This is a genomic window from Parvularcula maris (assembly GCF_024505085.1).
GTDB classification, from domain to species: Bacteria; Pseudomonadota; Alphaproteobacteria; order Caulobacterales; family Parvularculaceae; genus Parvularcula; species Parvularcula maris.
The window spans coordinates 7,501-30,599 of record NZ_JANIBC010000013.1 but is presented as its reverse complement, the minus strand read 5'-3'; the positions used below and the strand labels follow the sequence as shown (position 1 = coordinate 30,599).

28 protein-coding genes and 2 tRNA genes (1 of these 30 running past the window's edge) are annotated in these 23,099 nt (G+C 66.0%); 17 read left to right on the top strand and 13 right to left on the bottom strand.

What is annotated here, in order from left to right:
• Positions 1-83: 83 nt before the first annotated feature.
• Positions 84-251, top strand: coding sequence for a hypothetical protein (locus NOG11_RS12245; RefSeq protein ID WP_256620048.1), 168 nt, complete (start codon positions 84-86; stop codon positions 249-251).
• 143 nt (positions 252-394) lie between these two features.
• Positions 395-811: a hypothetical protein gene (locus tag NOG11_RS12240; protein ID WP_256620047.1), complete on the top strand. Its 417-nt coding sequence runs from the start codon at positions 395-397 to the stop codon at positions 809-811.
• Here the strand turns inward: NOG11_RS12240 and NOG11_RS12235 are convergent.
• Together NOG11_RS12235 and NOG11_RS12230 are read right to left on the bottom strand one after the other, a co-directional pair.
• Positions 775-1,941 carry an MFS transporter gene (locus tag NOG11_RS12235; protein ID WP_256620046.1) on the bottom strand — a complete coding sequence of 389 codons (1,167 nt, stop codon included), beginning with the start codon at positions 1,939-1,941 and terminating at the stop codon, positions 775-777. The two genes, NOG11_RS12240 and NOG11_RS12235, sit on opposite strands and share 37 nt — an antisense overlap.
• A gap of 160 nt (positions 1,942-2,101) precedes the next feature.
• Entirely contained in the window at positions 2,102-2,386 is a 285-nt protein-coding gene (locus NOG11_RS12230) for a hypothetical protein (RefSeq protein WP_256620045.1), read from the bottom strand.
• A gap of 94 nt (positions 2,387-2,480) precedes the next feature.
• Between NOG11_RS12230 and NOG11_RS12225 the strand changes: the two genes are divergently transcribed.
• Positions 2,481-3,419 carry a LysR family transcriptional regulator gene (locus tag NOG11_RS12225; protein WP_256620044.1) on the top strand — a complete coding sequence of 313 codons (939 nt, stop codon included), beginning with the start codon at positions 2,481-2,483 and terminating at the stop codon, positions 3,417-3,419.
• 337 nt (positions 3,420-3,756) lie between these two features.
• Here NOG11_RS12225 and NOG11_RS12220 read toward each other — a convergent pair whose 3' ends face one another.
• Positions 3,757-4,227, bottom strand: a complete 471-nt coding sequence (locus NOG11_RS12220) for an Hsp20 family protein (RefSeq protein ID WP_256620043.1) — start codon at positions 4,225-4,227, stop codon at positions 3,757-3,759.
• Between the two features lie 191 nt (positions 4,228-4,418).
• On the opposite strand from NOG11_RS12220, the gene NOG11_RS12215 reads away from it, so the two are divergent.
• From NOG11_RS12215 to NOG11_RS12205, 3 genes are read left to right on the top strand one after another with little or no spacing between them, the layout of a single operon-like run.
• Positions 4,419-5,360, top strand: a complete 942-nt coding sequence (locus NOG11_RS12215) for a class I SAM-dependent methyltransferase (protein WP_256620042.1) — start codon at positions 4,419-4,421, stop codon at positions 5,358-5,360.
• Positions 5,353-5,673: an SCP2 sterol-binding domain-containing protein gene (locus NOG11_RS12210; RefSeq protein WP_256620041.1), complete on the top strand. Its 321-nt coding sequence runs from the start codon at positions 5,353-5,355 to the stop codon at positions 5,671-5,673. Before NOG11_RS12215 ends, NOG11_RS12210 begins: the two co-directional genes overlap by 8 nt.
• A gap of 4 nt (positions 5,674-5,677) precedes the next feature.
• Positions 5,678-6,622 (top strand): alpha/beta fold hydrolase, encoded by a 945-nt coding sequence (locus NOG11_RS12205; RefSeq protein WP_256620040.1) that lies wholly within the window; start codon positions 5,678-5,680, stop codon positions 6,620-6,622.
• Here the strand turns inward: NOG11_RS12205 and dprA are convergent.
• Positions 6,589-7,701, bottom strand: a complete 1,113-nt coding sequence (gene dprA / locus NOG11_RS12200) for a DNA-processing protein DprA (RefSeq protein WP_256620039.1) — start codon at positions 7,699-7,701, stop codon at positions 6,589-6,591. The genes NOG11_RS12205 and dprA overlap by 34 nt on opposite strands.
• Positions 7,702-7,848: 147 nt before the next feature.
• Here dprA and NOG11_RS12195 point away from each other — a divergent pair, with 147 nt between their 5' ends.
• The 3 genes from NOG11_RS12195 (at position 7,849) to tig (ending at position 11,294) form a co-directional block, all read left to right on the top strand.
• The gene (locus NOG11_RS12195) at positions 7,849-9,312 is read left to right on the top strand and encodes an NAD(P)H-hydrate dehydratase (RefSeq protein ID WP_256620038.1); all 1,464 of its coding nucleotides are present in this window, start codon (positions 7,849-7,851) and stop codon (positions 9,310-9,312) included.
• 47 nt (positions 9,313-9,359) lie between these two features.
• Positions 9,360-9,444: transfer RNA gene (locus tag NOG11_RS12190), tRNA-Leu, on the top strand.
• Between the two features lie 518 nt (positions 9,445-9,962).
• Positions 9,963-11,294, top strand: a complete 1,332-nt coding sequence (gene tig / locus NOG11_RS12185) for a trigger factor (protein ID WP_256620037.1) — start codon at positions 9,963-9,965, stop codon at positions 11,292-11,294.
• 746 nt (positions 11,295-12,040) lie between these two features.
• Here tig and panC read toward each other — a convergent pair.
• Entirely contained in the window at positions 12,041-12,898 is an 858-nt protein-coding gene (gene panC / locus NOG11_RS12180; protein ID WP_256620036.1) for a pantoate--beta-alanine ligase, read from the bottom strand.
• A gap of 97 nt (positions 12,899-12,995) precedes the next feature.
• Here panC and NOG11_RS12175 point away from each other — a divergent pair, with 97 nt between their 5' ends.
• The 4 genes from NOG11_RS12175 (at position 12,996) to NOG11_RS12160 (ending at position 15,265) form a co-directional block, all read left to right on the top strand.
• Positions 12,996-13,439 carry a hypothetical protein gene (locus tag NOG11_RS12175; protein WP_256620035.1) on the top strand — a complete coding sequence of 148 codons (444 nt, stop codon included), beginning with the start codon at positions 12,996-12,998 and terminating at the stop codon, positions 13,437-13,439.
• The gene (locus tag NOG11_RS12170) at positions 13,436-14,347 is read left to right on the top strand and encodes a division plane positioning ATPase MipZ (protein WP_256620034.1); all 912 of its coding nucleotides are present in this window, start codon (positions 13,436-13,438) and stop codon (positions 14,345-14,347) included. The genes NOG11_RS12175 and NOG11_RS12170 overlap by 4 nt, the downstream gene beginning before the upstream one ends.
• 8 nt (positions 14,348-14,355) lie before the next feature.
• The gene (locus NOG11_RS12165; protein ID WP_256620033.1) at positions 14,356-14,814 is read left to right on the top strand and encodes a J domain-containing protein; all 459 of its coding nucleotides are present in this window, start codon (positions 14,356-14,358) and stop codon (positions 14,812-14,814) included.
• Positions 14,815-14,884: 70 nt separating this feature from the next.
• The gene (locus NOG11_RS12160) at positions 14,885-15,265 is read left to right on the top strand and encodes a SnoaL-like domain-containing protein (protein WP_256620032.1); all 381 of its coding nucleotides are present in this window, start codon (positions 14,885-14,887) and stop codon (positions 15,263-15,265) included.
• Positions 15,266-15,354: 89 nt separating this feature from the next.
• On the opposite strand, the gene NOG11_RS12155 is transcribed toward NOG11_RS12160, so the two are convergent.
• The 4 genes from NOG11_RS12155 to NOG11_RS12140 form a co-directional block, all read right to left on the bottom strand.
• Positions 15,355-15,726, bottom strand: a complete 372-nt coding sequence (locus tag NOG11_RS12155) for a carboxymuconolactone decarboxylase family protein (RefSeq protein WP_370468287.1) — start codon at positions 15,724-15,726, stop codon at positions 15,355-15,357.
• Between the two features lie 135 nt (positions 15,727-15,861).
• Positions 15,862-16,077 carry a putative antibiotic biosynthesis monooxygenase gene (locus tag NOG11_RS12150; RefSeq protein ID WP_256620030.1) on the bottom strand — a complete coding sequence of 72 codons (216 nt, stop codon included), beginning with the start codon at positions 16,075-16,077 and terminating at the stop codon, positions 15,862-15,864.
• Positions 16,074-16,532 carry a MarR family winged helix-turn-helix transcriptional regulator gene (locus NOG11_RS12145; protein WP_256620029.1) on the bottom strand — a complete coding sequence of 153 codons (459 nt, stop codon included), beginning with the start codon at positions 16,530-16,532 and terminating at the stop codon, positions 16,074-16,076. Before NOG11_RS12145 ends, NOG11_RS12150 begins: the two co-directional genes overlap by 4 nt.
• 9 nt (positions 16,533-16,541) lie before the next feature.
• Positions 16,542-16,832 carry a putative quinol monooxygenase gene (locus NOG11_RS12140; RefSeq protein ID WP_256620028.1) on the bottom strand — a complete coding sequence of 97 codons (291 nt, stop codon included), beginning with the start codon at positions 16,830-16,832 and terminating at the stop codon, positions 16,542-16,544.
• A 202-nt stretch (positions 16,833-17,034) separates the two neighbouring features.
• On the opposite strand from NOG11_RS12140, the gene NOG11_RS12135 reads away from it, so the two are divergent.
• The 3 genes from NOG11_RS12135 (at position 17,035) to NOG11_RS12125 (ending at position 19,563) form a co-directional block, all read left to right on the top strand.
• Positions 17,035-17,110: transfer RNA gene (locus NOG11_RS12135), tRNA-Trp, on the top strand.
• Between the two features lie 144 nt (positions 17,111-17,254).
• Entirely contained in the window at positions 17,255-18,115 is an 861-nt protein-coding gene (locus NOG11_RS12130; protein WP_256620027.1) for a tetratricopeptide repeat protein, read from the top strand.
• Positions 18,112-19,563: an outer membrane protein assembly factor BamB family protein gene (locus NOG11_RS12125; RefSeq protein ID WP_256620026.1), complete on the top strand. Its 1,452-nt coding sequence runs from the start codon at positions 18,112-18,114 to the stop codon at positions 19,561-19,563. Before NOG11_RS12130 ends, NOG11_RS12125 begins: the two co-directional genes overlap by 4 nt.
• A gap of 4 nt (positions 19,564-19,567) precedes the next feature.
• Here the strand turns inward: NOG11_RS12125 and NOG11_RS12120 are convergent, their stop codons facing one another.
• Genes NOG11_RS12120 through NOG11_RS12105 form a run of 4 tightly spaced genes read right to left on the bottom strand, consistent with a single transcriptional unit; the run spans position 19,568 to position 22,750 of the window.
• Positions 19,568-20,872, bottom strand: coding sequence for an ATP-binding protein (locus NOG11_RS12120; protein WP_256620025.1), 1,305 nt, complete (start codon positions 20,870-20,872; stop codon positions 19,568-19,570).
• 18 nt (positions 20,873-20,890) lie between these two features.
• Positions 20,891-21,592, bottom strand: a complete 702-nt coding sequence (locus NOG11_RS12115; protein ID WP_256620024.1) for a response regulator — start codon at positions 21,590-21,592, stop codon at positions 20,891-20,893.
• A 58-nt stretch (positions 21,593-21,650) separates the two neighbouring features.
• Positions 21,651-22,160: a DUF4339 domain-containing protein gene (locus NOG11_RS12110; protein WP_256620023.1), complete on the bottom strand. Its 510-nt coding sequence runs from the start codon at positions 22,158-22,160 to the stop codon at positions 21,651-21,653.
• The gene (locus NOG11_RS12105; RefSeq protein ID WP_256620022.1) at positions 22,157-22,750 is read right to left on the bottom strand and encodes a PilZ domain-containing protein; all 594 of its coding nucleotides are present in this window, start codon (positions 22,748-22,750) and stop codon (positions 22,157-22,159) included. Before NOG11_RS12105 ends, NOG11_RS12110 begins: the two co-directional genes overlap by 4 nt.
• 144 nt (positions 22,751-22,894) lie before the next feature.
• Here NOG11_RS12105 and NOG11_RS12100 point away from each other — a divergent pair, with 144 nt between their 5' ends.
• Positions 22,895-23,099: the 5' portion of a rhomboid family intramembrane serine protease gene (locus tag NOG11_RS12100; RefSeq protein ID WP_256620021.1), read on the top strand. The gene runs 587 nt beyond the window's last position; the window shows 205 of its 792 coding nt (coding positions 1-205); its start codon is at positions 22,895-22,897; its stop codon lies beyond the right edge, outside the window.

Sequence of the window (23,099 nt, the reverse complement as noted above, 5' to 3'; positions counted from 1 at the left end):
TTCTGAAATTCTGTTGAGGTATGGCACCAACTTTGTTATCCGCCTGTTGGGAGAAGTAGACAGTCACTTCCAAGGAGGCTTCCATGCACTGCAAGACCTGCGCATTCTACAACGGCTCCGACAGCGAGTGCCGCCGTTACGCACCGCAGCCCACCGATAACGACCAGAAGGCCTCCTGGCCGACGGTCGCCGCCCAGGACTGGTGCGGCGAGTATAAAGAGGACAGCGACCAGGCGAAGAAAACCGCCTGAGGCGATCCTTCGTTCCCCTACCGGCAGCGCTAGGGTGACGCAGTCCCGAAGAACGAGAAAGCCGGTCCGCGAGGCCGGCTTTTTTGTGGCCCGACCTTGCTGTTGAGAAACATTCGCAGAAAGGCTTGCACCCTTTCCCGCGAATGATTATCAATAGTCCCATGATGGATCAGGACGACCTTCTGCTGCTGTGGCACCTCAGGGACCATGCGGCATCGAATGACGGGGCAGGGGACCGCTCCTCGGAAAAACTGGCGCAGAACCCAGGCCGCGCGGCCGGCCAGGTGATGAACTGGGCGCTCTCGCGCACCGCGGCACATCTGACGCGCTTTGCCCGCAGGGGATGGCGCTTCGAGATGGGCATGGTGCCCTCCGCCCAGGAGAAACGTCTTCTGGAAACGGTGAGGGCTCTAGCCGAGGGCGACGATGCAGCCGCCCGCGAGGCTGCTACCTGGCTGGTACCCAAGGGCGAGGTCTCAGCGCTTCTCGGCCGCGCCGCGCCGCTGGTTTCGTTCTACCCCTCCTACCGCGAGGCTGGCCGCAGGGCCGCGAGGGCGTAGGCCAGAAGGACGGCGACCAACCCCGCCGTCAGGCCCATGGGGCCGAACAGATCCCGGAGGCCCCCGGCCAGAAGGGGGCCGATCACCCCTCCCACGGCATAGGTGAAGACGAAGCCGGTGTTCGCGGCTGCCAACGCCTCCCCCTTGAAGCGGTTGCCTAGGGTGACGAGGCCTGCGGTATAGATGCCGCCGACCGCGCCTCCCCAGAAGAAGAGGAGGCCGGAGAGAAGCCAGACGCTGCCCTCGGTCAGGGGCAGAAGCAGCAGCAGGAGACCTGACAAGCCTGCGCACCAGGCCATGACGAGGCGCGGCGGTTTCATGTCAGCGAGCTGCCCCACCGGCATCTGCGTGACCAAGAGCCCGATACCGTAGATCGTCAGAAGCCTCGCCCCTTCCGCCACCGACAGTCCGGTCTCGATGGCGAGGACGGGGAGGAAGATCAGCATGGCCCCCTCCACTCCGGCGAAGATCGCGGCCGAGGCGAAGACGACTTTCTCGGCCCGAATGGGAACGAGGATGTTCTCCTCGCTCGACGGGCTGACCTCCGGCGCGGGAGCCAGGGCGAGCGGCAGGGCGGCTGAGGCGAAGACGGCGCCTCCGACCAGGATCGGCACCAGTCCCTCATAGCCCGTCACTCCAAGGATCAGCGGTCCGAGCGCGAAGCCGAGCGCCAGGCAGGTGGCGTAGACGCCGATGATCTTGCCTCTGATCCGGTCCGGCGCCAGCCCGTTGATCCAGATTTCCGACCCCGCGAACAGCCCGCCGCCGCCGATCACGAAGACGAAGCGCAACGGGTACCACCAGGCGATCCGCTCGCCAGCAAGGTGGATGGCCAGATAGGGCAGCACCATGAGCGCGAGGCAGGTCAGTAGGAACGGCTTCAGCCCCATCCGCCTGATCAATGAGGGATAGACCGGCGCACCGAGCACTGCCGCGAGCGCGGGCAGGGCGGTGTTGGCGCCGATCTCGAAGTCCGACGCACCGTAAGCCTTGAGGAGATAGGAGAAGAGCGGGATAGAGTGCCCAAATCCGAGCCCCGCCACCGAGATGGCGGCGATGGGCGCAATCAGGCCTAGCCACAGGGCACGGCTGCCGCCGGTCTCATTACGCGCTGCCGTGCCGGGCATCATGGGTGTCACCTTCTGCGGGCGACCCCGCCCGGACGCCTCCCTATGGCGGAGTTCACCTCAAAAGAAAACGCCGCCGCGGGGGAGGGCCGCGACGGCGCTTCAGGGAAGACGGCTGACGGGCGGTGCATTCCCGATGCGTCCCGAAGGGTGAGGCGAGCGCTTACTCAGCGACGATGACGACCTCTTTGACGGTCGAGCGGCTCATGCGGCACTCGACGATCTGGTTCTCCTGGCCGACGATGCGGGCCTCGAGGGTCACGACGCGGTTGCGCTTGCCGTAGTCCTTGACGAGGTCGAGATTGTACTCGGCGTCGCCGAACAGGCCGGCCTCGTCGATCGCTGCCTTGCAGCTTCTCATGTCGTCATTAATGCTAAAAGCGTTTGCGGTGCCGAAAAGGGCTGCGACGCCCAGCGTTGTTGCGACGATCTTGCCGTTAAGAGCCATGATAGCCTCCGTAGTTTGTGCGTTGCAGCAGAGTTAGGCTCTTGTCATGATAAAATCAAATGCATGACGGCCACATCCGTTATAGAATGCGTGCATGACTAGAACCCGCCTCGAAGACCTCGATTTGAACCTGATCGTGACCCTCCACTGGCTCCTGACGGAGCAATCGGTCACGAGGGCCGCCGCCCGGCTCGATGTGTCGCAGCCCACGGTAAGCCATGCGCTCGGCCGGTTGCGCGATCTCCTCGGCGATCCGCTACTCATCAAGTCAGGCCGGACCATGCTCGCCACCAAAAGGGCCGAGGGGCTTCAGCCGCGAGTCGCCGAGATCGTCGACAAGATGCGCGACCTTCTTCTGGAGGAAGAGAAGTTCGAACCCTCCCAGCAGAAGGGCAAGTTCAGGATCGCCGCCATCGATAGCGTCGGCGCGGTGGTGGTGCGTGCCTGGCAGAAAGTGGTTCAGCCCGACGCCCCCTTCTTGGAACTCGACATCCTCCAGCCCGCCGTACCCCAGGCCCAGGACCTCATCGCGGGCAAGATCGACGCGATCATGCTGCCTGAGCCGAAGATGCTGCAGCTCCCCCCCGGTGTGAATATTGACGAGTTCGTCCGCAGGCCTCTCTTCGAGGAGCGCTACGCCACCGCCGTCCGGCGCGGCCACCGGCTGGAGAACGGGATCGACACGGAGGGCTACATCGCTGCCGAGCACATCCTCATCAACCCGGAGGGCCTCGATGTCGGTGTGGCCGACCTGGCGCTCAAGAACGCTGGGCTCAGCCGCAGGATCGCCTTCCGTACCGAGACGTTCCTCCTGGCGCGCGAGATCATGATGAACTCGGACTGCATCCTCACAGGCCCCGCCAGCCTGTTCGATCCAAGGGCGGATGACTACCGCGTGGTGGACTGCCCCGTGAAGCTGCCCTCCTTCACCATGTTCATCGGCTGGCACCCCAACTGGACCCACGACCCTCAGCACCGCTGGGTCAGGGAGCGGCTGATGAGCGAGATCGCCTATATGGCGGAGCACCGGTAGGGTAGGCTATAACGCACTGCCCTCCTTCTATCGTTCACCACGGCGTAGACCGTGGTGCCGATCTCCCATTGTCAGGTTCTTGTTTTAGCGTCAGGTGATGGGTCCCACGGTCTCCGGCTACGCCTCCGCCGTGGGAAAGCGTTCTGAGGAGACCTGCCTCTCCTTCTAAGAACCCTTCTAAGCTCGGCGGCGGAACGGGAAGGCACCCGACCGGGTGCCCGATCCCACTGGCTCGCCCCATCGGAGGCGCCGCGCGCCGTGAGATAAATAGAGCAAAACACCAGGAGGCCTTCCGGCCTCCTGGGTTCGCAACACTCAGCGTAGGGAGGGAGAGGGACTACGCTGCGTCGTTGCTGGCGATGACGCGGGGCGCGGCGCTTTCGGTGTCAGGGGAACCGATGGCGATCTTGCGCGGCTTCATCGCCTCAGGGACCTCGCGGTGCAGCTCGATGTGCAGCAGGCCGTTCTCGAGCTTGGCGCCGGTCACCCGGAGGTGCTGCGCGAGCTGGAAGCGGCGCTCGAAACTGCGTCCGGCGATGCCCTGGTGGAGATATTTGCGTTCACCCTCTTCGCCCGACCGGGAGCCGGTCACGCGCAGGGCACGGTCGGTCACCTCGATGTCGAGCTCGTCATCGGCGAAACCCGCCACCGCCAGCGTGATGCGGTAGTCGTTCTCGTCCACGACTTCGATGTTGTAGGGAGGGTAGCCGGTGGTCTCGGCTTTCGAAAGACCGTCGAAGAGCTCGTTGAACAGGCGGTCGAAGCCTACAGAGCTGCGGTAGACGGGGGTCATGTCGTAACTTCTCATGTCATTCTCCAAATGAGCAACAACTTCTCGCCATCTCTGGCGTCCGAACCCGTTATGGCGTCCGGTGAAGGAAAGTTGGGCGCGAGTACTGGAGAGTTCAAGACCCTTTGTCCGATTCTGTAGCCCGGACTTGTCAGGACAAACGACCGGGGTAGATCGAGGGCGATGGGAACCACATGCGAGGATACCCGATGAAACGCTCACTGCTTCTGATGTCCGCCCTGCCGCTTCTGGCTGCCTGCAGCGAGGCCGAAGACCCGACCGCCCCCGAACCCGTCGAAGACGTCAGCGAGGTCGACGAGGAGGATGCCGGTCCGGTCGAGCCGCTGACCCTCGACACCGATGCGGCCCTCGAAGAGGCCGTCGCCTCGGACATGCGCTCGGTGGAGAACAAGGCCCGTGATGAGTACCGCAACCCGGCGGAGACACTGGCGTTCTTCGGTATCGAGCCGACGGACACGGTGGTCGAGATCTGGCCGGGCGGCGGCTGGTACACCGAGATCCTCGCCGCCTATCTCGCCGACGAGGGCAAGCTCTACGCCGCCGGGTTCGACCCGGAGGGCGGCAGCGAGCGACTCCTTCAGAGCATCGCGGCCTTTGAAGAGCGTTTCGTGGGCAGTGAGAACTACGGCGATGTCGAGATGACCGTGCTGTCCCAGAACAACCAGGAGATCGCCCCCGCAGGCTCCGCCGATGCGGTGCTGACCTTCCGCAACGTGCACAACTTCCAGGGCGGCGGCTGGGCGCCCGACGCCTTCGCGGCCTTCTACGAGGCGCTGAAGCCCGGCGGCACGCTCGGCGTGGTCGACCACCGCCTGCCCGAGGACGCCGACATCGCCCGCGAGCAGTCGTCGGGCTACATCAAGGTCTCGACGGTCCGTCAGCTTGCTGAAGATGCGGGCTTCGTCTTCGAGGAGGGAAGCGAGGTCAACGCCAACCCGATGGACGACACAGAGCACCCCTTCGGCGTCTGGACCCTGCCGCCCAACTCCCGCCAGACGGGCCGCGACGGCACCGCGCCGGAAGGTTTCGACCCGGAGGAGTTTGCAGCCATCGGCGAGAGCGACCGCTTCACCCTGCGCTTCCGCAAGCCCGAGGACGCCGAACAGCCCGAGGACGCACTGCTTGAGTAGCGATCTCGCCCCCATGCTAGAGGGCGCGAGGAAGAGCTTCCGCGCGCCCTTTGGCGGTGTGCTGAGGGTCGAGGCCACCGACCAGCCGCTCTCCTTATGGGTGGACGGCCGGGTGGAGGGCGCCCCCCAGGTCTCCGAGGATGCGCCGCCCGAGGTGACCTCCAGCTTCTGCCTCTGGCGCGGCGAGGCGCAGGTGCTGCGCTCGGTGCTCCTGGCGCAGCGCAAGATCGAGACGGCGATCATCGCCGGGCAGCTCAAGGTGAGCGGCGACATGGCGGTAATGGCCAGGTTGGAACCGGCAGCGGGGGTTTGAGCAGATGGAAGCGCGCCTGATCGCAGCGCCCTCGGTGACGTTTCCGGAAGGGGCGTCTGCGTCCTATTTCGAGAGCTTCGACGGCGCGACCATCCGCCTGGTCGACTATGGCGGCTCGGGAGAACGGGGGGTCTGCCTTGTGGTGCCCGGCTGGACCGAGCCCGCCGAGAAGTACGCCGAGGTGGCTCTCGACCTGCGCGACCGGGACTTCGCCGTTCACTGTATCGACCCGCGTGGCCAGGGGCTCTCTTTGCGCCTTTGTACGGAGGACCAGCGCGGGCGGATCGACGATTTTGCTAAGTATGTGGGCGACCTTCGCCATGCCGTCGGTCTTCTGGGTACGGATCGCCTGACCCTGCTCGGCCACTCCATGGGCGGTCTGACCGTGCTCAGCTATCTCTGCTCAGGTGGTAATGCCCAGTGCGCGGTGCTGTCGGCGCCCGCTACCCGTATCTTTCCGCATGTTTGGCAGCGCCTCGGCGTGAGGGCGGCGGCGGGGCTTCTCTGCCGCCTCGGTCTCCAGGACCGGCCGTTGAGCAAGGAGGGCGGCGAGGCCATGGTGTTCGAGGGCAACTCGTTCACCTCGGATGAGAAACGGCACGGCTACCTTAAGGGGCTGCTCGAGACATCCGACGACCTACGCCTGCCGCGCCAGACCCCCGCCATGGTGAGGGCCTTGCATCGCCAGCAGCGCTGGCTCGACCGTGAGGGGCTGGGTCAGCTCCGTGTGCCGACGGCCATCGTCAGCGCCAGCGAGGACAGCGTCGTGGACAGCACCCACCACCAGGAGATCGCCAAAGCTCACCCCGAGCTGATCACCCTGACGGAGATTGAGGGCGCGAAGCACGAGATTCTGATGGAGCGGGACGAGCTGCGAGACCAGTTCTGGGACGCCTTCGACCAGCATATGGAGCGTTACCTGGAGCCTGCCTCCGCCGAGCGGACATAGCCTCCGCCGGTGGTCTCCTCCGCCTTGCCGCTGAGAACGAGGTCCAGAAGCGCCGCTGCGACGGCCGCGGGAGGGGCGCCGGTCTCGCGAATCAAGACGTCCCGGTGGGTCGGAACATAGCCCAGAAGGCCCAGGACCTCCTCGGCGAAACTCTCCTCGGACCCGGACAGCTCGCCGTTCTCATCGGCGAAACCCGACGGCGCGGCCTCCGGCAAACGAGCATGCTCCAACTCCGCGAGGATATCGGCTGTGTCCTGGACCAGGGTCGCCCCGTTGCGGATCAGCGCGTTGGCGCCTCGGCTACGCTCGTCCAGCGGCGATCCGGGTACGGCGAAGACCTCCCGCCCCTGCTCGGATGCGAGCCTCGCGGTGATCAGTGTTCCCGACCGCTCCGCCGCCTCGATAATGACGACACCGGCGCTCAGCCCACTGACGATACGGTTGCGCTTGGGAAAATCCCTCGCCTTGGCGGTGAGGCCGAGAGGCTGCTCGGAAAGGATCGCGCCGCTCTCGGCGATTTCGCCGTAGAGTTTCTGATGCTCCGACGGGTAGATGCTGTCCGCGCCGCCTGCGAGCACCGCGACGGTTCCCCGCTGAAGCGCGCCCTGGTGTGCGGCGCCGTCAATGCCTCTGGCGAGGCCGGAGACCACGACGAAGCCGGCTTCGGTCAGCTCGGCGGCGAAGCGCCTAGCGAGGGTGAGACCAGCCGCGGACGCCTTCCGTGCACCGACGATAGCGACGCAGCGCCGACTTGGAACATCGCTACGTCCCCTGACGGAAAGAACCGGCGGTGGATCGGCGATGGCGCTCAACGGCTGCGGATAGTCCGGCTCTCCTAGGAAGAGAAATTCGATGCCGAGCCTTGCCGCCGCCGCCCACTCCGCCTCGGCGCTCTCGCGGCTCGCTAGCAGAATGGACTTGCGTCCCGCCGCCCGGATCATCTCGGGGAGCGCTTCGATGGCGGCGAGAGCCGAGCCCGTCCTGGCCATAAGCTGCGCAAAGGTGAGGGGGCCGATGCCCCGGCTGCGGATCAGGCGCAGCCGCGCCAGCTTCTCGTCGGTGGTGATCGGGGTGCCCATAAGCCTGAGGTTGAGCAGAGACCGCCGGTCTCCGCCACCACCCTCGGCAGCCTAGATGCGCATCAAAGGAGCCTGGCGCCGATTTTGCGTTAAATCCCATCGTTTGAGACCCGCTTCCCAAGACAGGACAGGCGGGGAGGGGAACGGATGGCCTTCGACGAGGCAGCGATCAGGCGCCATATGCTGGTGACGCCGGGGGCCATGGCGGCGGCCGATGAGCGCACCATCGCGGGCGGCACCGAGCGGGCCGTGCTGATCCGCCGGGCGGCACGGGCCATCACCCGCGTCCTGCGCAGCCGCTACGCCAAGCAGCCGACAGTGATCCTCTGCGGTCCCGGCCATAACGGCGCGGACGGGATCAGCGTCGCGGAGATGCTGATCGAGGCGGGCTGGCCGGTGGAGGTGGTGCTCCTAGACGAGAACCAGGATCTCTCCGACCGTCTCGGCGTGCTCTCTCGCGTGAGGCCCAGCGGCACCTTCTCTCCCCGCGCAGGCATGCTGGTGATCGACGCGCTTTTCGGCGCGGGTCTATCCCGCCTCCTGGAGGGCGAGGCGCTGATGCTGATCGAGCGGCTGGAGCTGTCCCAAGCGACCTGCCTCGCCATCGACCTGCCCAGCGGTCTCGATGGGCAGACGGGAGAGATCAGGGGCGCCGCTCCCTATGCCGACGCGACGGTGACTTTCCACCGCCTCAAGCCGGGTCATCTTCTGGGCCACGGGCCGGAGCGCTGCGGCAAGGTCTTCCTCGCCGATATCGGCATCGAGGCGGAGGAGGACGATGCAGGCGCGCTGCACAACCATCCGGACCTCTGGCGCCATCTTCTCAGACCGTCCAAGCGCGACACCCATAAATACGAGAAGGGCCACGTGACCGCGCTCGGCGGTCCGGGCCTCAAGGGCGGGGCGGGCAGGCTGGCGGCGAGGGCGGCGGCGGTCTCCGGGGCAGGGGCGGTGACCTACCTCACCCCGCTCTCCTCGGCCGAGTTCGCCGCCGCAAGCTTCGACGCAGTGATGGTGGCGCCCTTCCACGGGCCGGACTCCGTGACCGACCTCACCTACAAAAGGGGCGGCGCCTGCGTCTTCGGCCCCGGCATGGGGCACGGCGATGCCGCGAAGGAAGCTCTCCTGGCCGTTCTGGAGACCGAGATCCCGTGCGTCCTCGACGCCGACGCGCTGACCCTGTTCGAGAAGAAACCGGGCGAGCTCTTCGAAAAGCTGCACCCGAACTGCGTCCTCACCCCTCACGAGGGGGAGTTCTCCCGCCTCTTCGGCGAGATGGAGGGGAGCAAGCTCGAGCGTGCTTGTAAGGCCGCGAAGAAGGCCGGGGCGGTCGTCCTTCTCAAGGGCAGCACCACGGTCATCGCGGGGGACGGGCTGCCGCTCGTCAATAGCAATGGCAGCGCCGCCCTCGCCACCGCAGGGGCTGGGGACGTGCTGGCGGGTCTGATCGCTGGGTTCCTCGCCCAAGGTATGGCCGCCGCGGAAGCAGCGGCAGCGGGCGCCTACATCCATGCAGATGCCGCCAGTGGCCAGGGGCCGGGCCTGGAAGCCGAAGCCCTGCCGCCTCTCATTGCCAGCGTCCTGAAGAACCTAGTAGCCCCTACGCATTGACGCTCGACAGCAGAGCGGGCGGACGCTAACCCCGCCGCTCCCCATGTGCGGATGTGGCGGAATTGGTAGACGCGCCAGATTTAGGTTCTGGTGTCTTACGGCGTGGAGGTTCGAGTCCTCTCATCCGCACCATTCGTAGCCGGTCCGGCAACGCCGGATCGAAACCTCCGGGGGAGGTTTCGAAGGCGGAGAATGCCCGGCAGGGCCTCGACCGGTTTCGCGCAGTGAAAGAAAAAGGTCCGGGGGACCTTTTTCAGGTCGGAAACGCTGCGGCAGCAGCTCGGCAGCACAAGCCTTGGTCTCAAAAATGGAGTCTCTTCTATCTCACGGCGCGCGGCGCCTCCGATGGGGCGAGCCATTCGGCTCGGGCACCTGCTTAGGTGCCTTCCCGTTCCGCCGCCGAGCTTCGAAGAGGGTGCTAATGAGTGTTGGTGCTCTTTCCCCAACAGCCCTTCGCGGAGTCATTCTAGCCCGCGCCGACACCCCCGTGGACAAGTCCAAACTTCCCTCCCGGCGCCAACGGCGCGGAACCCCCTCCGCCCCCCATTGAAAAGGGCGCCTTTAGGCTCTAGGCGCACCGCTTCGCCGCGGGGACGCCCCTTCGGCCAACCATTAGTCACGCCGCGCGGCGGCACCGGAACGGACGGGTCATGCAAGTCACGGAAACCAAGAACGAGGGTCTCAGCCGCGAGTATCAGGTCGTCATCTCGCAGACCTATCTGAGCGAGAAGCTCGACGCGAAGCTCGAAGAGATCAAGCCTCAGGTCCACCTCAAAGGCTTCCGCCCCGGCAAGGCGCCGACCAGCTTCCTCAAGAAGCTCTACGGCCCGAACCTCATGGGCGAGCTGATCCAGGAGGAGATGACCGCCGCCCAGACCAAGGCGCTGTCTGACAACAACATCACCCCGGCCATGCAGCCCCACCCCCACATGAAGGACGGCCTCATCGACGAGGTCGTCAAGGGCAAGGCCGACCTCGAATACCACATGCATGTGGAGGTCCTGCCGGAGATCGAGCCCAAGGGGATCGACGAGCTCAAGCTCACCCGGATGACCGCCGAGATCGACGAGGCGGAGGTGGACGAGGAGGTCCAGAAGCTCGCCGACCAGAACAAGACCTATAAGGACCTGCCCAAGAACCGGGTCGCCAAGGAAGGCCACCGTCTGGTCATCGACTTTGTCGGCCGCGCCGACGGGGAGGAGTTCGAGGGCGGCTCGGGTGAGGACGTGAACCTCGATCTCGGCTCGAACCAGTTCATCCCCGGCTTCGAAGAGCAGCTCCTCGGCATCAAGAAGGAGGAGGAGCGCACCATCAAGGTGACCTTCCCTGAGGACTATGCCGCAGCTCACCTCGCCGGCAAGGAGGCCGAGTTCGACGTCACCGCGAAGAACCTGCAAGAAGCGCAGGACACGGAGATCGACGACGAGTTCGCCAAGACCATCGGATTTGACGACCTCGAAGGCCTCAAGACCCGCGTCCGCGAGATGATCCAGGACCGCTACAAGTCGCAGTCGCGCCTTCACACCAAGCGCGAGCTGCTCGATGTTCTGGACGAGAACCACGATTTCGACCTGCCCCCCGGCATGGTCAAAGCCGAGTTCGAGCAGATCTGGCAGCAGGTCCAGGCGACCGAGCTCGACGACGAGGACAAGGACAAGTCCGAAGACGAACTGAGGGCCGACTACGAGAAGATCGCCGAGCGCCGTGTGCGCCTGGGGCTTCTCCTGGCAGAGATCGGCAAGGCCGCCGACGTCCAGGTGCCCCAGGACGAGCTGACCCGCTCGATCCAGGCCCAGGCCATGCAGATGGGCATGCAGCCCCAGCAGCTCTTCCAGATGATCCAGGAGCGCCCGGAACTCCTCGCCCAGTTCCGTGCACCGCTCTTCGAGGAGAAGGTGGTCGACCACCTCATCGAGAAGGCCGAGATCACCGAGAAGACCGTCAGCAAAGACGAGTTGATGGCCGAGCCCGGCGACGAGTAGGCGCGCGGTTCGACCGGTTGACGAAAGGCGGGCCTTGGCCCGCCTTTTTTGTGGGCGCTTCACGGCATCTTCCTGGAAGCTGAAGGCGCGATCGGCGTTGATGGTGTACGTACTACCTCCACCTGTCATTCCGGGGCAGACGGAGCCTGAGCCCGGAATCCAGACTTGGTCCGGGTGGGTTTGCTGGGCGGCACGCTGCTGTTTCTACCGCTTCGATTCTGAATTCCGGGCTCGCTCTTCGAGCGCCCCGGAATGACGGCCCGTAGGGTGGACGCCGGCAGGCGGCCACTGCTTCTAGGCCGTATGTCTCCTTCCGCCGTCATCCCGGACAGCGAAGCTGATCCGGGACCCATGGCCTGACGGTATTCACCATTCGGTCCGTTGCCTTCGTGAGAGCTGACCGGTCCATGGGTCCCGGATAGCCTTCGGCTTCCGGGATGACGGTAGGGGCACGCAGCAGAATCATCCGCTTGGCGCGGACCGGCTACGAAACCCCCGCCCCGTATACCTGCTGCGATAGGGGGCCGGGTCGCGGCCGCACGCTTCGCGAGCCGCCCTACGGCACCCGCTTCTTCATCCGCTTTCCCACGGCGCAGCGAAGCGGAGACCGTGGGACCCAGCTCCTGCCCGCGGCGCCTATCCTGCTGTTCGGAGATGGGTCCCATGGATCGCTGCGCGACCATGGGAAGGCGTAATCGAGGAGCCGTGCGCCTTTGAAGAGGAAAGGCGCCCTGCGGGTTTATTCGTCAGACCACCGGCATGTTGTCGATCAGCCGTGTACGGCCCAGCATCACGGCAGCGAACAGCCGTGCTTCCTCCATTTCGGTGCGTCGCAGCTCGCGCTCCGGCATGGGTGAGAGGTCCACGGAGGACCGTAGCTCGAAATAGTCGACGGGGCGGAGGCCTGCCGCCTCGAGGTCCTCGCGGCCCTGGGCCAGGGCGGCGGGGGCGGGGACGCCGCCTTCGATCCTCTGGCAGGTCTTGGCCATGATCTGGTTGAGCTCACCGGCGATGCGGCGCTCGGGGGGTGTGAGGTATCTGTTGCGCGAGGACATGGCGAGGCCGTCCTCCTCCCGGACGATCGGTGCGCCGACGATCTTCACGCCAAGGTCCAGGTCGGCGACCAGGCGGCGGATGACGAGGAGCTGCTGGTAGTCCTTCTCCCCGAAGACGGCCACATCCGGCCTGACACGGTTGAAGAGCTTGGTCACCACCGTGGCGATACCGGAGAAGAAGCTGGGCCTCGACGAGCCGTCCAGGGGCCTGGCCACCGGACCCACATCCACCGTGGTGGAGTAGCCGAGGGGGTAGATGTCCTCCGGTATCGGCAGGTAGCAAAGATCGACCCCCGCCCCCTCCAATTTAGCGAGGTCGGCCTGTGTATCCTGGGGGTAGGTGGCGAGATCCTCGCCGGGACCGAACTGACGGGGGTTGATGAAAATTGACGCACATACACGCTCCGCGTGTCGCGAAGCCACGTGACAGAGGGAGAGGTGGCCCTTGTGCAGCGCCCCCATGGTGGGCACGAAACCCAGGCTGGAACCCTTTATCTTATTGGAATTGAGCAGCTTCTGCAGCTCTTCCTGCGAACGCGCGAGGTCCATTCCCTCTCCCGAATAGAGTGTGGGCCACAACACGCGCAACTTGTGTGCGTCAGGGCCTGGTAACCTTTCGTCAACCACAATGGTAAACGTTAAGGCCATGGCAGAAGCCCACCCCCTCCTCAAGGCCGGGCTCGGCGTGGTAATGATCGCAGCGGCAGAAGGCCCTGCAGCCGCGCAGAGACTGGAGCCGCTCCTCGAGCCGACCGTGCTCGAGCCGCGCGTCGAGATGATCGGCGCGCCGGCCCGCGAGCAGTCTGGCCCCGCTCCAGCCGTCCATCTCGCCTCCTATAGAGGCGCCGACGACGCGGCGATCGGCTGGCAGATCCTTCTCGACCGCCACCCCGTCCTGAGCCACCACGAGCCGGTGACGGCGGTGGTCGATCTCGGCGCGAAGGGGGTCTTCGTGCGTCTTCTGGCCGGTCCGCTGCCCGATGAGGGCGCGGCGAGCGCCCTCTGCCGCGCTCTCTCCCGCGAGGGCGCCTACTGTGTTCCGGCGACCACCGCCGGTGATCTTCACCCCTCAACCGGAAGTGCATCATGAGTACCGAGCGCAATACCCATGTGATCGTCACCGGCAACGAGAAGGGCGGCAGCGGCAAGACCACCGTCGCCATGCACCTGGTCGTCAGCCTGATGAAGGCGGGCCGCAAGGTGGGCGTGCTCGACCTCGACACGCGCCAGAAGAGCCTGTGGCGTTACCTCGAGAACCGCGCCCAGTGGGGCGTCAGCCAGGGCCTCACCGCCGAGGACCTGCCGATCCCGAAGATGCTGCCGCTGCAGGGCTCCGAGCATGACAGCCACACGCGCCGGGTGCAGGACGACGACGAGCGCCTGCGCCGGACACTGGCCGCGTTCTCGGACTGCGACTTCCTTGTCATCGACACTCCAGGCGCCGACACGCATCTCTCGCGCACCGCTCACTGCTACGCCGACACCATCGTCACGCCCATGAACGACAGCTTCGTGGACTTCGACCTTCTCGCTAAGGTCTGCCCGACGACGGGCGAGATTCTCGGCCCCAGCCTCTATGCCGAAACCGTGTGGAAAGCCCGCCAGACCCGCGCCCAGTCGGGGGTCACCGGGGGCATCGACTGGGTCGTGATGCGCAACCGGATGCAGGCCACCAATGCCAAGAACAAGGCGGCCATGGCCGAGAAGCTCGCGGACCTCTCCAAGCGCATCCAGTTCCGCCAGGCCCGCGGCTTCGGCGAGCGGGTGATCTACCGCGAGCTCTTCCGCTACGGCATGACGCTCCTCGACCTCGGCACCAAGGCCAGCCCAAGAAAGCTCTCCTCCATGAGCCACCTGGCCGCCCGGCAGGAGCTGCGCAGCATGCTCTCCTGCCTGCGCCTGCCCATGGCGGAGGGCGTCGGCGAGCCAGTCGCACAGCCTGCCAAGTCGCAGGACAGCGCACCTGCCCCCTTGGCGGAGGCCCGCCGCGCCGCGTAAGCGGGACCATGCTTCTCTTCTTCCTGGCCGTCCTGCTCCTGGCTTCCGGTTTCCTCGCCAAGCGTCTGGAGTTGCCCTCGGCGGTCAGGCGCAGGCTGCTGATTATCGGCGCGCTGACGGCGGCGGCGGTTCTTCTCTTGAGCTGGATGAGGCTGACGCCGCTTGCCATCGTGGCGATGCTGATCGGTGCGGGGATCGCCGCCTCGGCGGTGCTGCAGGCGAGAGGGTCGCTTTCCGGGTTCGAGGACCTGGGCGAAAGGCCGCCATCAAGGCCTGGCCCGCGCGGCATGTCGCGTGCGGAGGCGCTGTCGGTGCTCGGCCTCGCCGAGCCCGCCACCGCCGAGGAGATCACCGCCGCCCACAAACGGATGATCCTGCGCGCACACCCCGATCAGGGGGGCTCGGACTACCTCGCCGCCAAGGTCAACGAGGCCAAGGGCGTGCTGCTGCCGAAAGACAGGGCGTAGCTGCATAAACGACTCGCTTTGCCGCGGTTTGGGGCGCAAGACAGCCATGGAACAGATAAGGAACATCACCATGGGTCCGAACGATCAGCTACGCCAGGTCGCCGAACAGCTCGTCAAGGGCTGCCGGGAGGGCAAGGAGCGCGAGAACCTCGACAAGCTCTATGCCGAGGACGCCACCTCCGTCGAAGCCTATGCCGGGCCGGAGATGGGCCGCGAGGTCCAGGGCCTGAAGGCCATCCACCAGAAGCACGACTGGTGGGAGAGCACCATGGAGGAGCTCGAAAGTTCCACCACCGGCCCCTTCTACCACGGCGACGACCGCTTCTCCGTCCTCTTCAACGCCAAGGCGAAGAACAAGGACACCGGCGAGGTCATGGATATGCAGGAGACCGCCACCTACCACGTCAAGGACGGCAAAATCGTGCGGGAGGAGTTCTTCTACGCGATGTGAGGGAGGGCGGGGTTTTGGCCCTCTTCGTCCATCACCTTACTGACAACGGACGGAAGAGGTGAACCCACTTCCGTCCGTTCGGATGTTCCTCATTCTGTCGTCGCAAACACTTCCTTCGCGGCCTGCATGCCGTTCAGCGCGGATGGGAAACCGGCGTATACGCTCATCTGAATGATGACCTCTTTGATCTCCTCCTCTGTCAGCCCGACGTTGAGCCCGGCCTGAATGTGGACCTTGAGTTGTGGAGTAGCGTTCCCCATCGCAGTGAGCGCGGCGATGGTCGCGATCTCGCGGTCACGAAGGGACAGGCCGGGCCGCTCGTAGATGTCGCCGAAGGGGTACTCGATCGTGTAGCGGGCGAGGTCGGGCGAGACGTCCGCCAGGCTCTCGATCACTCGCTCGCCCGCCTCCCCGTCGATCTTACGCAGTTTCTCCAAGCCACGTTCCATTCGTTCGGTCATGTCAGTCGTCTCCATCGGTGTCTCGGGATCGGCGTTAGGTCCGTTCTCTTGGGCGGCAGTAGGGTGCGCGAGCAGCAGCGGCAGCGTCGCGAGCAAGATCATGGTTCTGAACATCTGGCGGCCTTTCCGAAGTCGTCAGGATGGGGAGGGCAGATCGCCGATCCGCTTGGCGATCTGCGGTTCGATGACGAGGCTGATCGCAGGCACGAGGAACGCCGTCAGCAAGAGGGTGCGGGCGGGCATGGGAAGGTCCGGCAGGCTGACCTGAACCGCAAAGAGGAGGCCGGTGACGAGCGGCCAGACGACCGCCCACAAGGCAAGTGTCCGAAGCAGGAGGGTCTGGCAACTCACGCTTCCTCCCCCGTGTCAGGCTCTCTCCGCCCGAGGGCGGACAGCAGCACGAAATACTCCGGCAGCACTTCCGCGAGCTTGGCTCGCCCCGCTGGCGTGAGTCGGACCACCTTCCCGCGAGCGTCGTTCGGGTCCGCTTCGACCGCGATCAGCCCGCTTTCGACTAGGTGAGCAACGGTGCGGGTCATGACGGGCTTGGAGACGTCGAGGCGATCTGTGATCTCGCCGACGCTCAAGCCATCGCGATGAGGCTCTCGGTCGATGACGATCAGCACAAGAAAGCGGAGCTGTGAGAGCCCGTGCTCGGCGAAATAGGCTTCGAGCCGCCGCACCATCAGGCTCGCGCGTCGCATGAGACCTAGCGCGTCCTCCACAGCATCAGCATCGAGCGAGGCGTGCTTCGCCGCGTAGCCCTCGATCATCAGGCGCGTGGGCAGTTCCTTCAGGAAGAACATCGCGTCGCTTCAGGCCAACCGTTGCAGGTGGACAATCTCGGGCGGCGTGGCGAGCCATCCCTCGTAGGCGGCGAAGACCGCTCGCGTGTAGTCCTCAGCGTGATGCGCTTCTAACGCTGCCTCGTCGTCCCACTCTTCGTAGAGTCGCAAGCGACCGTCCGGCCCTTCTAAGAGGCGGAAGGTCTGGCAGCCCGGCTCAGCGCAGGTGCGCTCAACGATGCCCACGATGGCATCGCGGGCGTCCGCGAGGTGCTCCGAGCGGGGCGTGATCGTCGCTAAAATACAAAGGGGGCCGGCCATAGAAATTCCTATTGTTACCATGATAACTACATGAGAGTTTGGCGCAGCGCAAGTGGGGATGTCGGCCTCCTTTCGTACGTTACTCGCTTCCCAGCGAACGACCGACATTGGCGAAAAGCCTTGGTTCCGCCGCCTCAACCTTTCCCAACTCCTCAGTTGCGCGAGGAGCCGGGCGCCTCTAAGGGCTTAGCTTGCGGCCTCTAGGGGTATAGCTCAGTTGGTAGAGCATCGGTCTCCAAAACCGAGGGTCGCGGGTTCGAGTCCTGCTGCCCCTGCCAGCCGCAAAGGTTTCGCGCGTCTCTCGTAGGCACCCGCTGGTGCCTGTGGGCGGCGCGTTCTTCTTAGGGCTGCCTTGGTGGTTGAGGCTCTGGCCCTGAACTCACCGGGAGCCCAAAGCTTCCGGGCATCGGCAAGGGAGCCCCATGGCCTCTGAAGAAGACGTCCTGCTGCGCGAGGTCGATGAGGACCTCTCCCGTGACCAGACCCTCGACCGCCTGCGCCGCTGGCGCGTGCCCCTGGCCGTGGGCGCCGTGGCGATCCTAGGCGGGGTGATCGGCTACCAGACCATGCAGAACCGCGCCGAGGCGGCTAGGACCGAGGCGGCGGAAAGCTATGCCGGGCTGAGCTTCATGGCGGAAGAGGAGGTCGGCTCTGATGCGCTCCTGGCCTATGCCGAAGAAACTTCGGGCGGCTATGCGGTGCTGGCGAAGATGCGGGCCGCGGCCCAGCTCGGCGCGAGCGGCGACCTCGAAGGCGCGCGGGACCTCTATGCCGAGGTCTATGGGGACGGCGACCTGTCCGTGCCGATGCGCGACTTCGCCCGCCTGCGAGCGGCCTATCTCGTCTTCGACCGCCGCCCCGAGACGGCGGCCGAGATCGCGGCCGGGGTCGAGAGCGAGGCCTTCCGAGGCCATGCCGACGAGATCGCCTCGGGCGCGGCGCTTCACAGCGGCGACTATATCGGTGCGCGGGCCGGCTTCGAGGCGCTGGCCTCTAGCGAAAGCGCGCCTCAGGCGGTGAGAGCGAGGGCTGCGACCTATGCGGCGGTGGCTGATGCCGCGGCCAACGGCACCCAGCTCTCCGCGCCGGAGACGCCGACCTCCTTCATCGACCGCCTCGGTTCGGACCTCGAGGCTGCCGGCCTGCCCACGGGCGGCGCGGCCTCGGGCAGCAATCTTCAGGACCTTCTCACCCCGCCCGCCCCGCCGACCGACGAAGAGGCGGACGAGGACGACGCTACCGAAGAGCGTGCCGAGGAACCGGCAGGGGAGGAGCAGCCATGAGACGGATCGCACTCCTTCTGGGGCTCGCGCTCCTCGCCTCCTGCAGCGGCAATGGCGACGATGAGGCTGGCGAGTTCGCCGACGCCGTCGCGGTGCTGGCCGCGGAGAACGTCATCACCGCCGATCCCGCGCTGGCCGGTCAGCCGATCGAGCTGCCCCAGGCCTTCGAGAACACCGCCTGGGAACAGGTCGGCGGCAATCCCAGCCACGCCCCAAGGCACCTTGCGGCGGGAGGCGAGTATGAGCGCGTCTGGCGCTCTAGGGTGGTCAGCAGCAAAGCCAAGGGCGCGCCGGTGACGGCGCCGCCCGTGACCGATGGCGAGCGTCTCTTCTTCATCGACGCGGTGGGCGTGGTGACCGCCATCGACACCGCTACCGGCGATACGGCCTGGCGGCAGGACCTCGCGCCGGGGGACACCGGCGACAAGGTCCCGTTCTACAACATGATCGGGCGGACCAAGCTGCGCGATATCGGCTTCGGCGGCGGCTCGGCCGTGGTGGGGGGCAGGCTCTTCGTCACCTCGGGCTTCGGCTTCGTCGCGGCGCTCGACGCTGCCACCGGTGAGCTCCTCTGGCAGACCGAGACCAACGGTCCGATGCGTAACCCGCCGAGCATTGCGGACGGCATGGTCTACGCCGTGTCGATCAGCAACGAGCTCTACGCCCTCGACCAGGAAACCGGACGCGAGCGCTGGACCTATCAGAGCTTCGAAGAGGCTGCACGCTTCCTCGCGGCGTCAGCTCCTGCGGTGGACGGGGCGAGCGTCGTCGTACCCTTCTCCTCCGGCGAGGTGGTGTCGCTGGCCAGCCAGAACGGGCGGGTGCAGTGGCAGGCGGTGATTGCCAGGACCTCGCGTCTCAACGCGCTCTCCACCCTGGGCGACATCGCCGGAAGCCCGGTGATCGACCGGGGCGCGGTCTTTGCCGTCAGCCAGTCCGGTCAGATGGTCGGCATCGACGCGCGCACCGGCGAGGTAGCCTGGGAGCAGCCCGTCGGCGGTGCGCACACGCCGTGGGTGGCGGGGGAGACGATCTACGTCCTCTCCAACCAGAACACGGTGGCGGCGGTGAACCGCATTGACGGCGCTGTGCGCTGGAACGAGGAGCTGCCGCTCTACCGCAACCCGAAGAAGCGCAAGAAGCGGATCGTCTGGGCCGGGCCGGTGCTGGCGGGCAATCTTCTCTACCTGACCTCGACGGACGGCGAGCTGATCGGCCTGTCGCCGCAGACCGGTGAGACGCTGGCGAGCTACAAGCTCGGTGACGGCGCGACCCAGCCCCCCATCGTGGCGGGCGGCGCGATCTACGTACTGCTCGAGAACGGGCAGGTGGAAGCCTTCCGTCCGACGGCGCCCGCTCCGGTGCCGGCGCTGCCCGAAGCTCCCGCCAGCGATGAGCCGGTAGAGCTGGAGAGCGATGCTCAGCCTTCGGAGGAGGAGGCTCTCTAGACGCTTATCCAGGGAGGCGGATCTGCGCACGCAGGCCGCCATGCTTCTCCGATGTTCCCAGCGACAGGCGCCCGCCGTGCTGCCTGACGATGTCCTGGACGATGGCGAGGCCGAGACCCGTGCCCGCCGTAGACCTTGCGGGATCGAGCCTCTCGAAAGGCTGAAGGGCTCTCGAACGATCGGCCTCGGGAATGCCGGGGCCGTCATCCTCCACGGCGAATTCGACCATGCCGTCCTTACGCTCAGCGTAGAGATAGACCTTACCTGCGTAGCGGAAGCCGTTGCTGAGGAGGTTGCTCAGCGCACGCTTCAAGCCGAGGGGGCTCGCGGGTACGAGAAGGTCGGGGGTGATGCGTCTGTCGAACCTCTGATCCATCCTTGCGAACTCCTCGGCTAGCTCGGCGGCGAGCTGCTTCACATCGACGAGCTCCCTGTCCACTTCCTGGCTGTCGCGGACGAAGTCGAGATAGGCGCCGAGCATCTGCTCCATCTCGGCCACATCCCCTGTGAGCGCCTCCCGGTCCTCGTTCTCGGGCAGCATGGCGAGCTGCAGCTTCATGCGGGTGAGGGGGGTGCGCAGATCGTGGCTGACTCCGGCCAACATCTCCGTGCGCTGATGAAGGTAGCGCCTGATCCGTGCCCGCATGGCCAGGAACGCGCGGCCCGCCTGCCGCACCTCGCGGGCACCGGCGGGTCTGAAATCGGGCATGTCCTCGCCCTTGCCGAAGGCCTCCGCGGCGGCGGCGAGCCTGGTGATCGAGCGGACCTGGTTGCGCATGAAGACCACGGCGACATAGCCTAGAAGGCCGGTCGTTCCGATCAGCCAGAGAACGAAGAGGTGACCGTTCTGTGCACTGACTTGTGAGCGCGGCGTGACGAAGACGAGGAAGCCGTCCTCGAGCTGGACCCTGATCTCCACCTCGTCGCGGTAGCCGCGCGTGTTGATCCAGACGGGCTCCTCGATAGCTCGGCTGAGCTCTTTCTCCAGGGTCTTGTTGGGCGGCGAGAAGAAGGAGAGCTTGTCCTTGTCCGGAATGGTTTCGCCAGGTGCGTAGCGCATGTAGAGCTGAAGGTCGCGGCGCGCCCGCTCCTCCACGCTCTGCCTGGTGAGACCGAGGGGCGGGTTGGTCCAGAGCTCGAGGACATGCGCGACCTCGCTGGCGGTCTGGCGGGTGAGGGCGCCGGTGACCCTGTCCCAGTGCCGGTCGAAGAACACGAAGGTCATCACCGACTGCATGAGGAAGATCGGGATGACGACGATCAGAACCGTCCGTCCCCAGAGGCTTTTGGGGGCAATGCTTCTGAACAAGGCTGGCCTCGCCCCGGACTAGTCGGTCATCAGGGCGTAGCCGATGCCGCGCACCGTCTTGAGGTGCTGGGGGCTGCGCGGATCGTTCTCGATCTTGCGCCTCAGCCTCGTCACCTGGACGTCGATCGAACGGTCGAAGACGCCGAGTTCCTTCTGGGCGAGGACCGTGCGGGGGATCGGCGCGCCTGGTTTGGCGGCCAGGGTGCGAAGAAGGTGAAGCTCGGCATCGGTGAGCTTTACCCGGTCGTCCTCGCGCAGCAGCTCGCCGCGGACGGGATCGAAGGCGAAGGGGCCGAAACGCACCGTGTCCTCGCGCGGCGGCAGGACCGAGCGGTGCAGCAGGCCCTGCAGGCGAAGCACCAGCTCCCGAGGCTCGAACGGTTTGGCGAGGTAGTCGTTAGCACCGGCCTCGAGCCCGTTGATCCGGTCCTCGGGCTCGCCGCGGGCCGTGAGCAGAATAATGGGCACTTCCGATCGCGCACGCAGCCGCTTGGTCATGGAGATGCCGTCCTCTCCCGGCATCATCACGTCGATCACCAGGGCGTCGAAGCTGATCATGCCCATCAGCTTGTCGGCATCCGCCGCGCTAGCCACGGCCGAGGCCAGAAAGCCGCTTTCGCGCAGATAGCGGGCGAGAAGACGCCTGATCCCCTCATCGTCGTCGATGACGAGGATATGGGGGGTATCGGACCCGGCAAGTGTGTCGATCGCGGAAGCCATTTGTGACATTTAGAACAAGTTCGCTCGCGATCCCAAGTCACGAGACATCTAGGAGCTGCTATCCGCCCTTGATCATGGTGCGGATGTCCTCGTGTTCGGCGAGCGCGATGCCGTGGGACGCGATCGCCGCGCCGGAGGCCTCCATGACGAAGGCCCGCTCGGTGGAGGGGAGGGCGCCCGCGATTCGCTCGCGCAGCTCGTCGGCGCTTCCCGCTGCCCTGACCAGGAAGACCGTCTCGGTGATCTCGTGGCAGGAGGGCAGGCGGCGGAGGATGTCGGCGGCTTTGGACGCTTCGGACGAGGCCCGGCCGAAGGCCACGAGGAAAGCAGCGGAAGGCCCCTCGGAAGAGGGGGAGGGCGCGGCCCGATGCTCCTCGCCGCTGCCGGGGCGGAAGAGGGCGCGTAGCTCGGGAAACTGAAGGGCCGGGCGGAAGTCTTGGGTGCCTTCGGGCGCGACGAGGCTGTGGTGGGCCAGGCGCTTCTCGGCGACGAAACGGGCGAGGGTCTCGGTATCGTAGGGCCCGTAGACCTTGCCGCCCGAGGAGAGGTGGAAGCGTGCGTTGCTCATCGGGGTGTCCTTAGGGGAAAACTGACGGCGATGCCCCCCGGCAGGTGCCGCTCCACCATGCCGCGGCGCGCACCGACCCGGACGCTTTCACCGACTAGGGGGATCAGGGCGGTGGTCAGCTTGGCCCCCGTCTCGGAGAGATTGATCACGGTGCACCGCGCGACGCGGCCGTCATCGAGCTGCAAGACCGCGTCCTGGTCCTGGGGGTAGCGCACGGCGCGCACGAAGCTTTCGGGCTTGTTAAGATGGATGGTCAGGGCGTCGGCGAGGGCGCATCTTGCGCGGCGGTCGCCGAGGAGTTCCGCCGCGAAGCCCGACGGCGCGAGGCGGCGGACCCTGGCCGGCAGATCTCCGATGTCGCCGATCCGCAGGGTGACGAGGTCGCCTGCAAGCGGCGCCTTGGGCGCGATGACGCTGGCCCCTCGCAAAGAGAGGTCGGACAGCACGCCCGGACCCCGCTCCCCCCCTTTGTAGAGGATGGAGATAGGCATGGTCAGCTCCACCCGGCGGTGACGCCTCGCCGAGCGGCGCGCCGTCCCGGCGGCAGACGGCCACCCCGCCTCGAACGCTTTCCCAGTCGCGCTTGCCATGGACGAAACCCCCCTCGATGCAAGGGCTTTCTTAGCCGATCTGCATCAACAAAGGGTCAAGGGGGCGGCTTCATACCTTGAACCGGCCCCCGGCCCGCGCCACGTTGAGCGCTACCCAGGCGAGGAAGGTAGAAGACGATCTCCGTGACGAACGAGCGACCTTCCCACTACCGGCGCGTACGCGGATGGCCGTCCGACACACCCTTCAGGGGCGGGCCGATCTTCACCCTGCCGCTGCCGATCGGGCCGATCGTCTTCGTGACGGTGATCTCCTGGTTCGCCTCCCTGGTGATTCCCTCGCCTTTCGGGCCGGGGCCGATCTTTAACGATCTGGCCTTCGTGCCGGTGG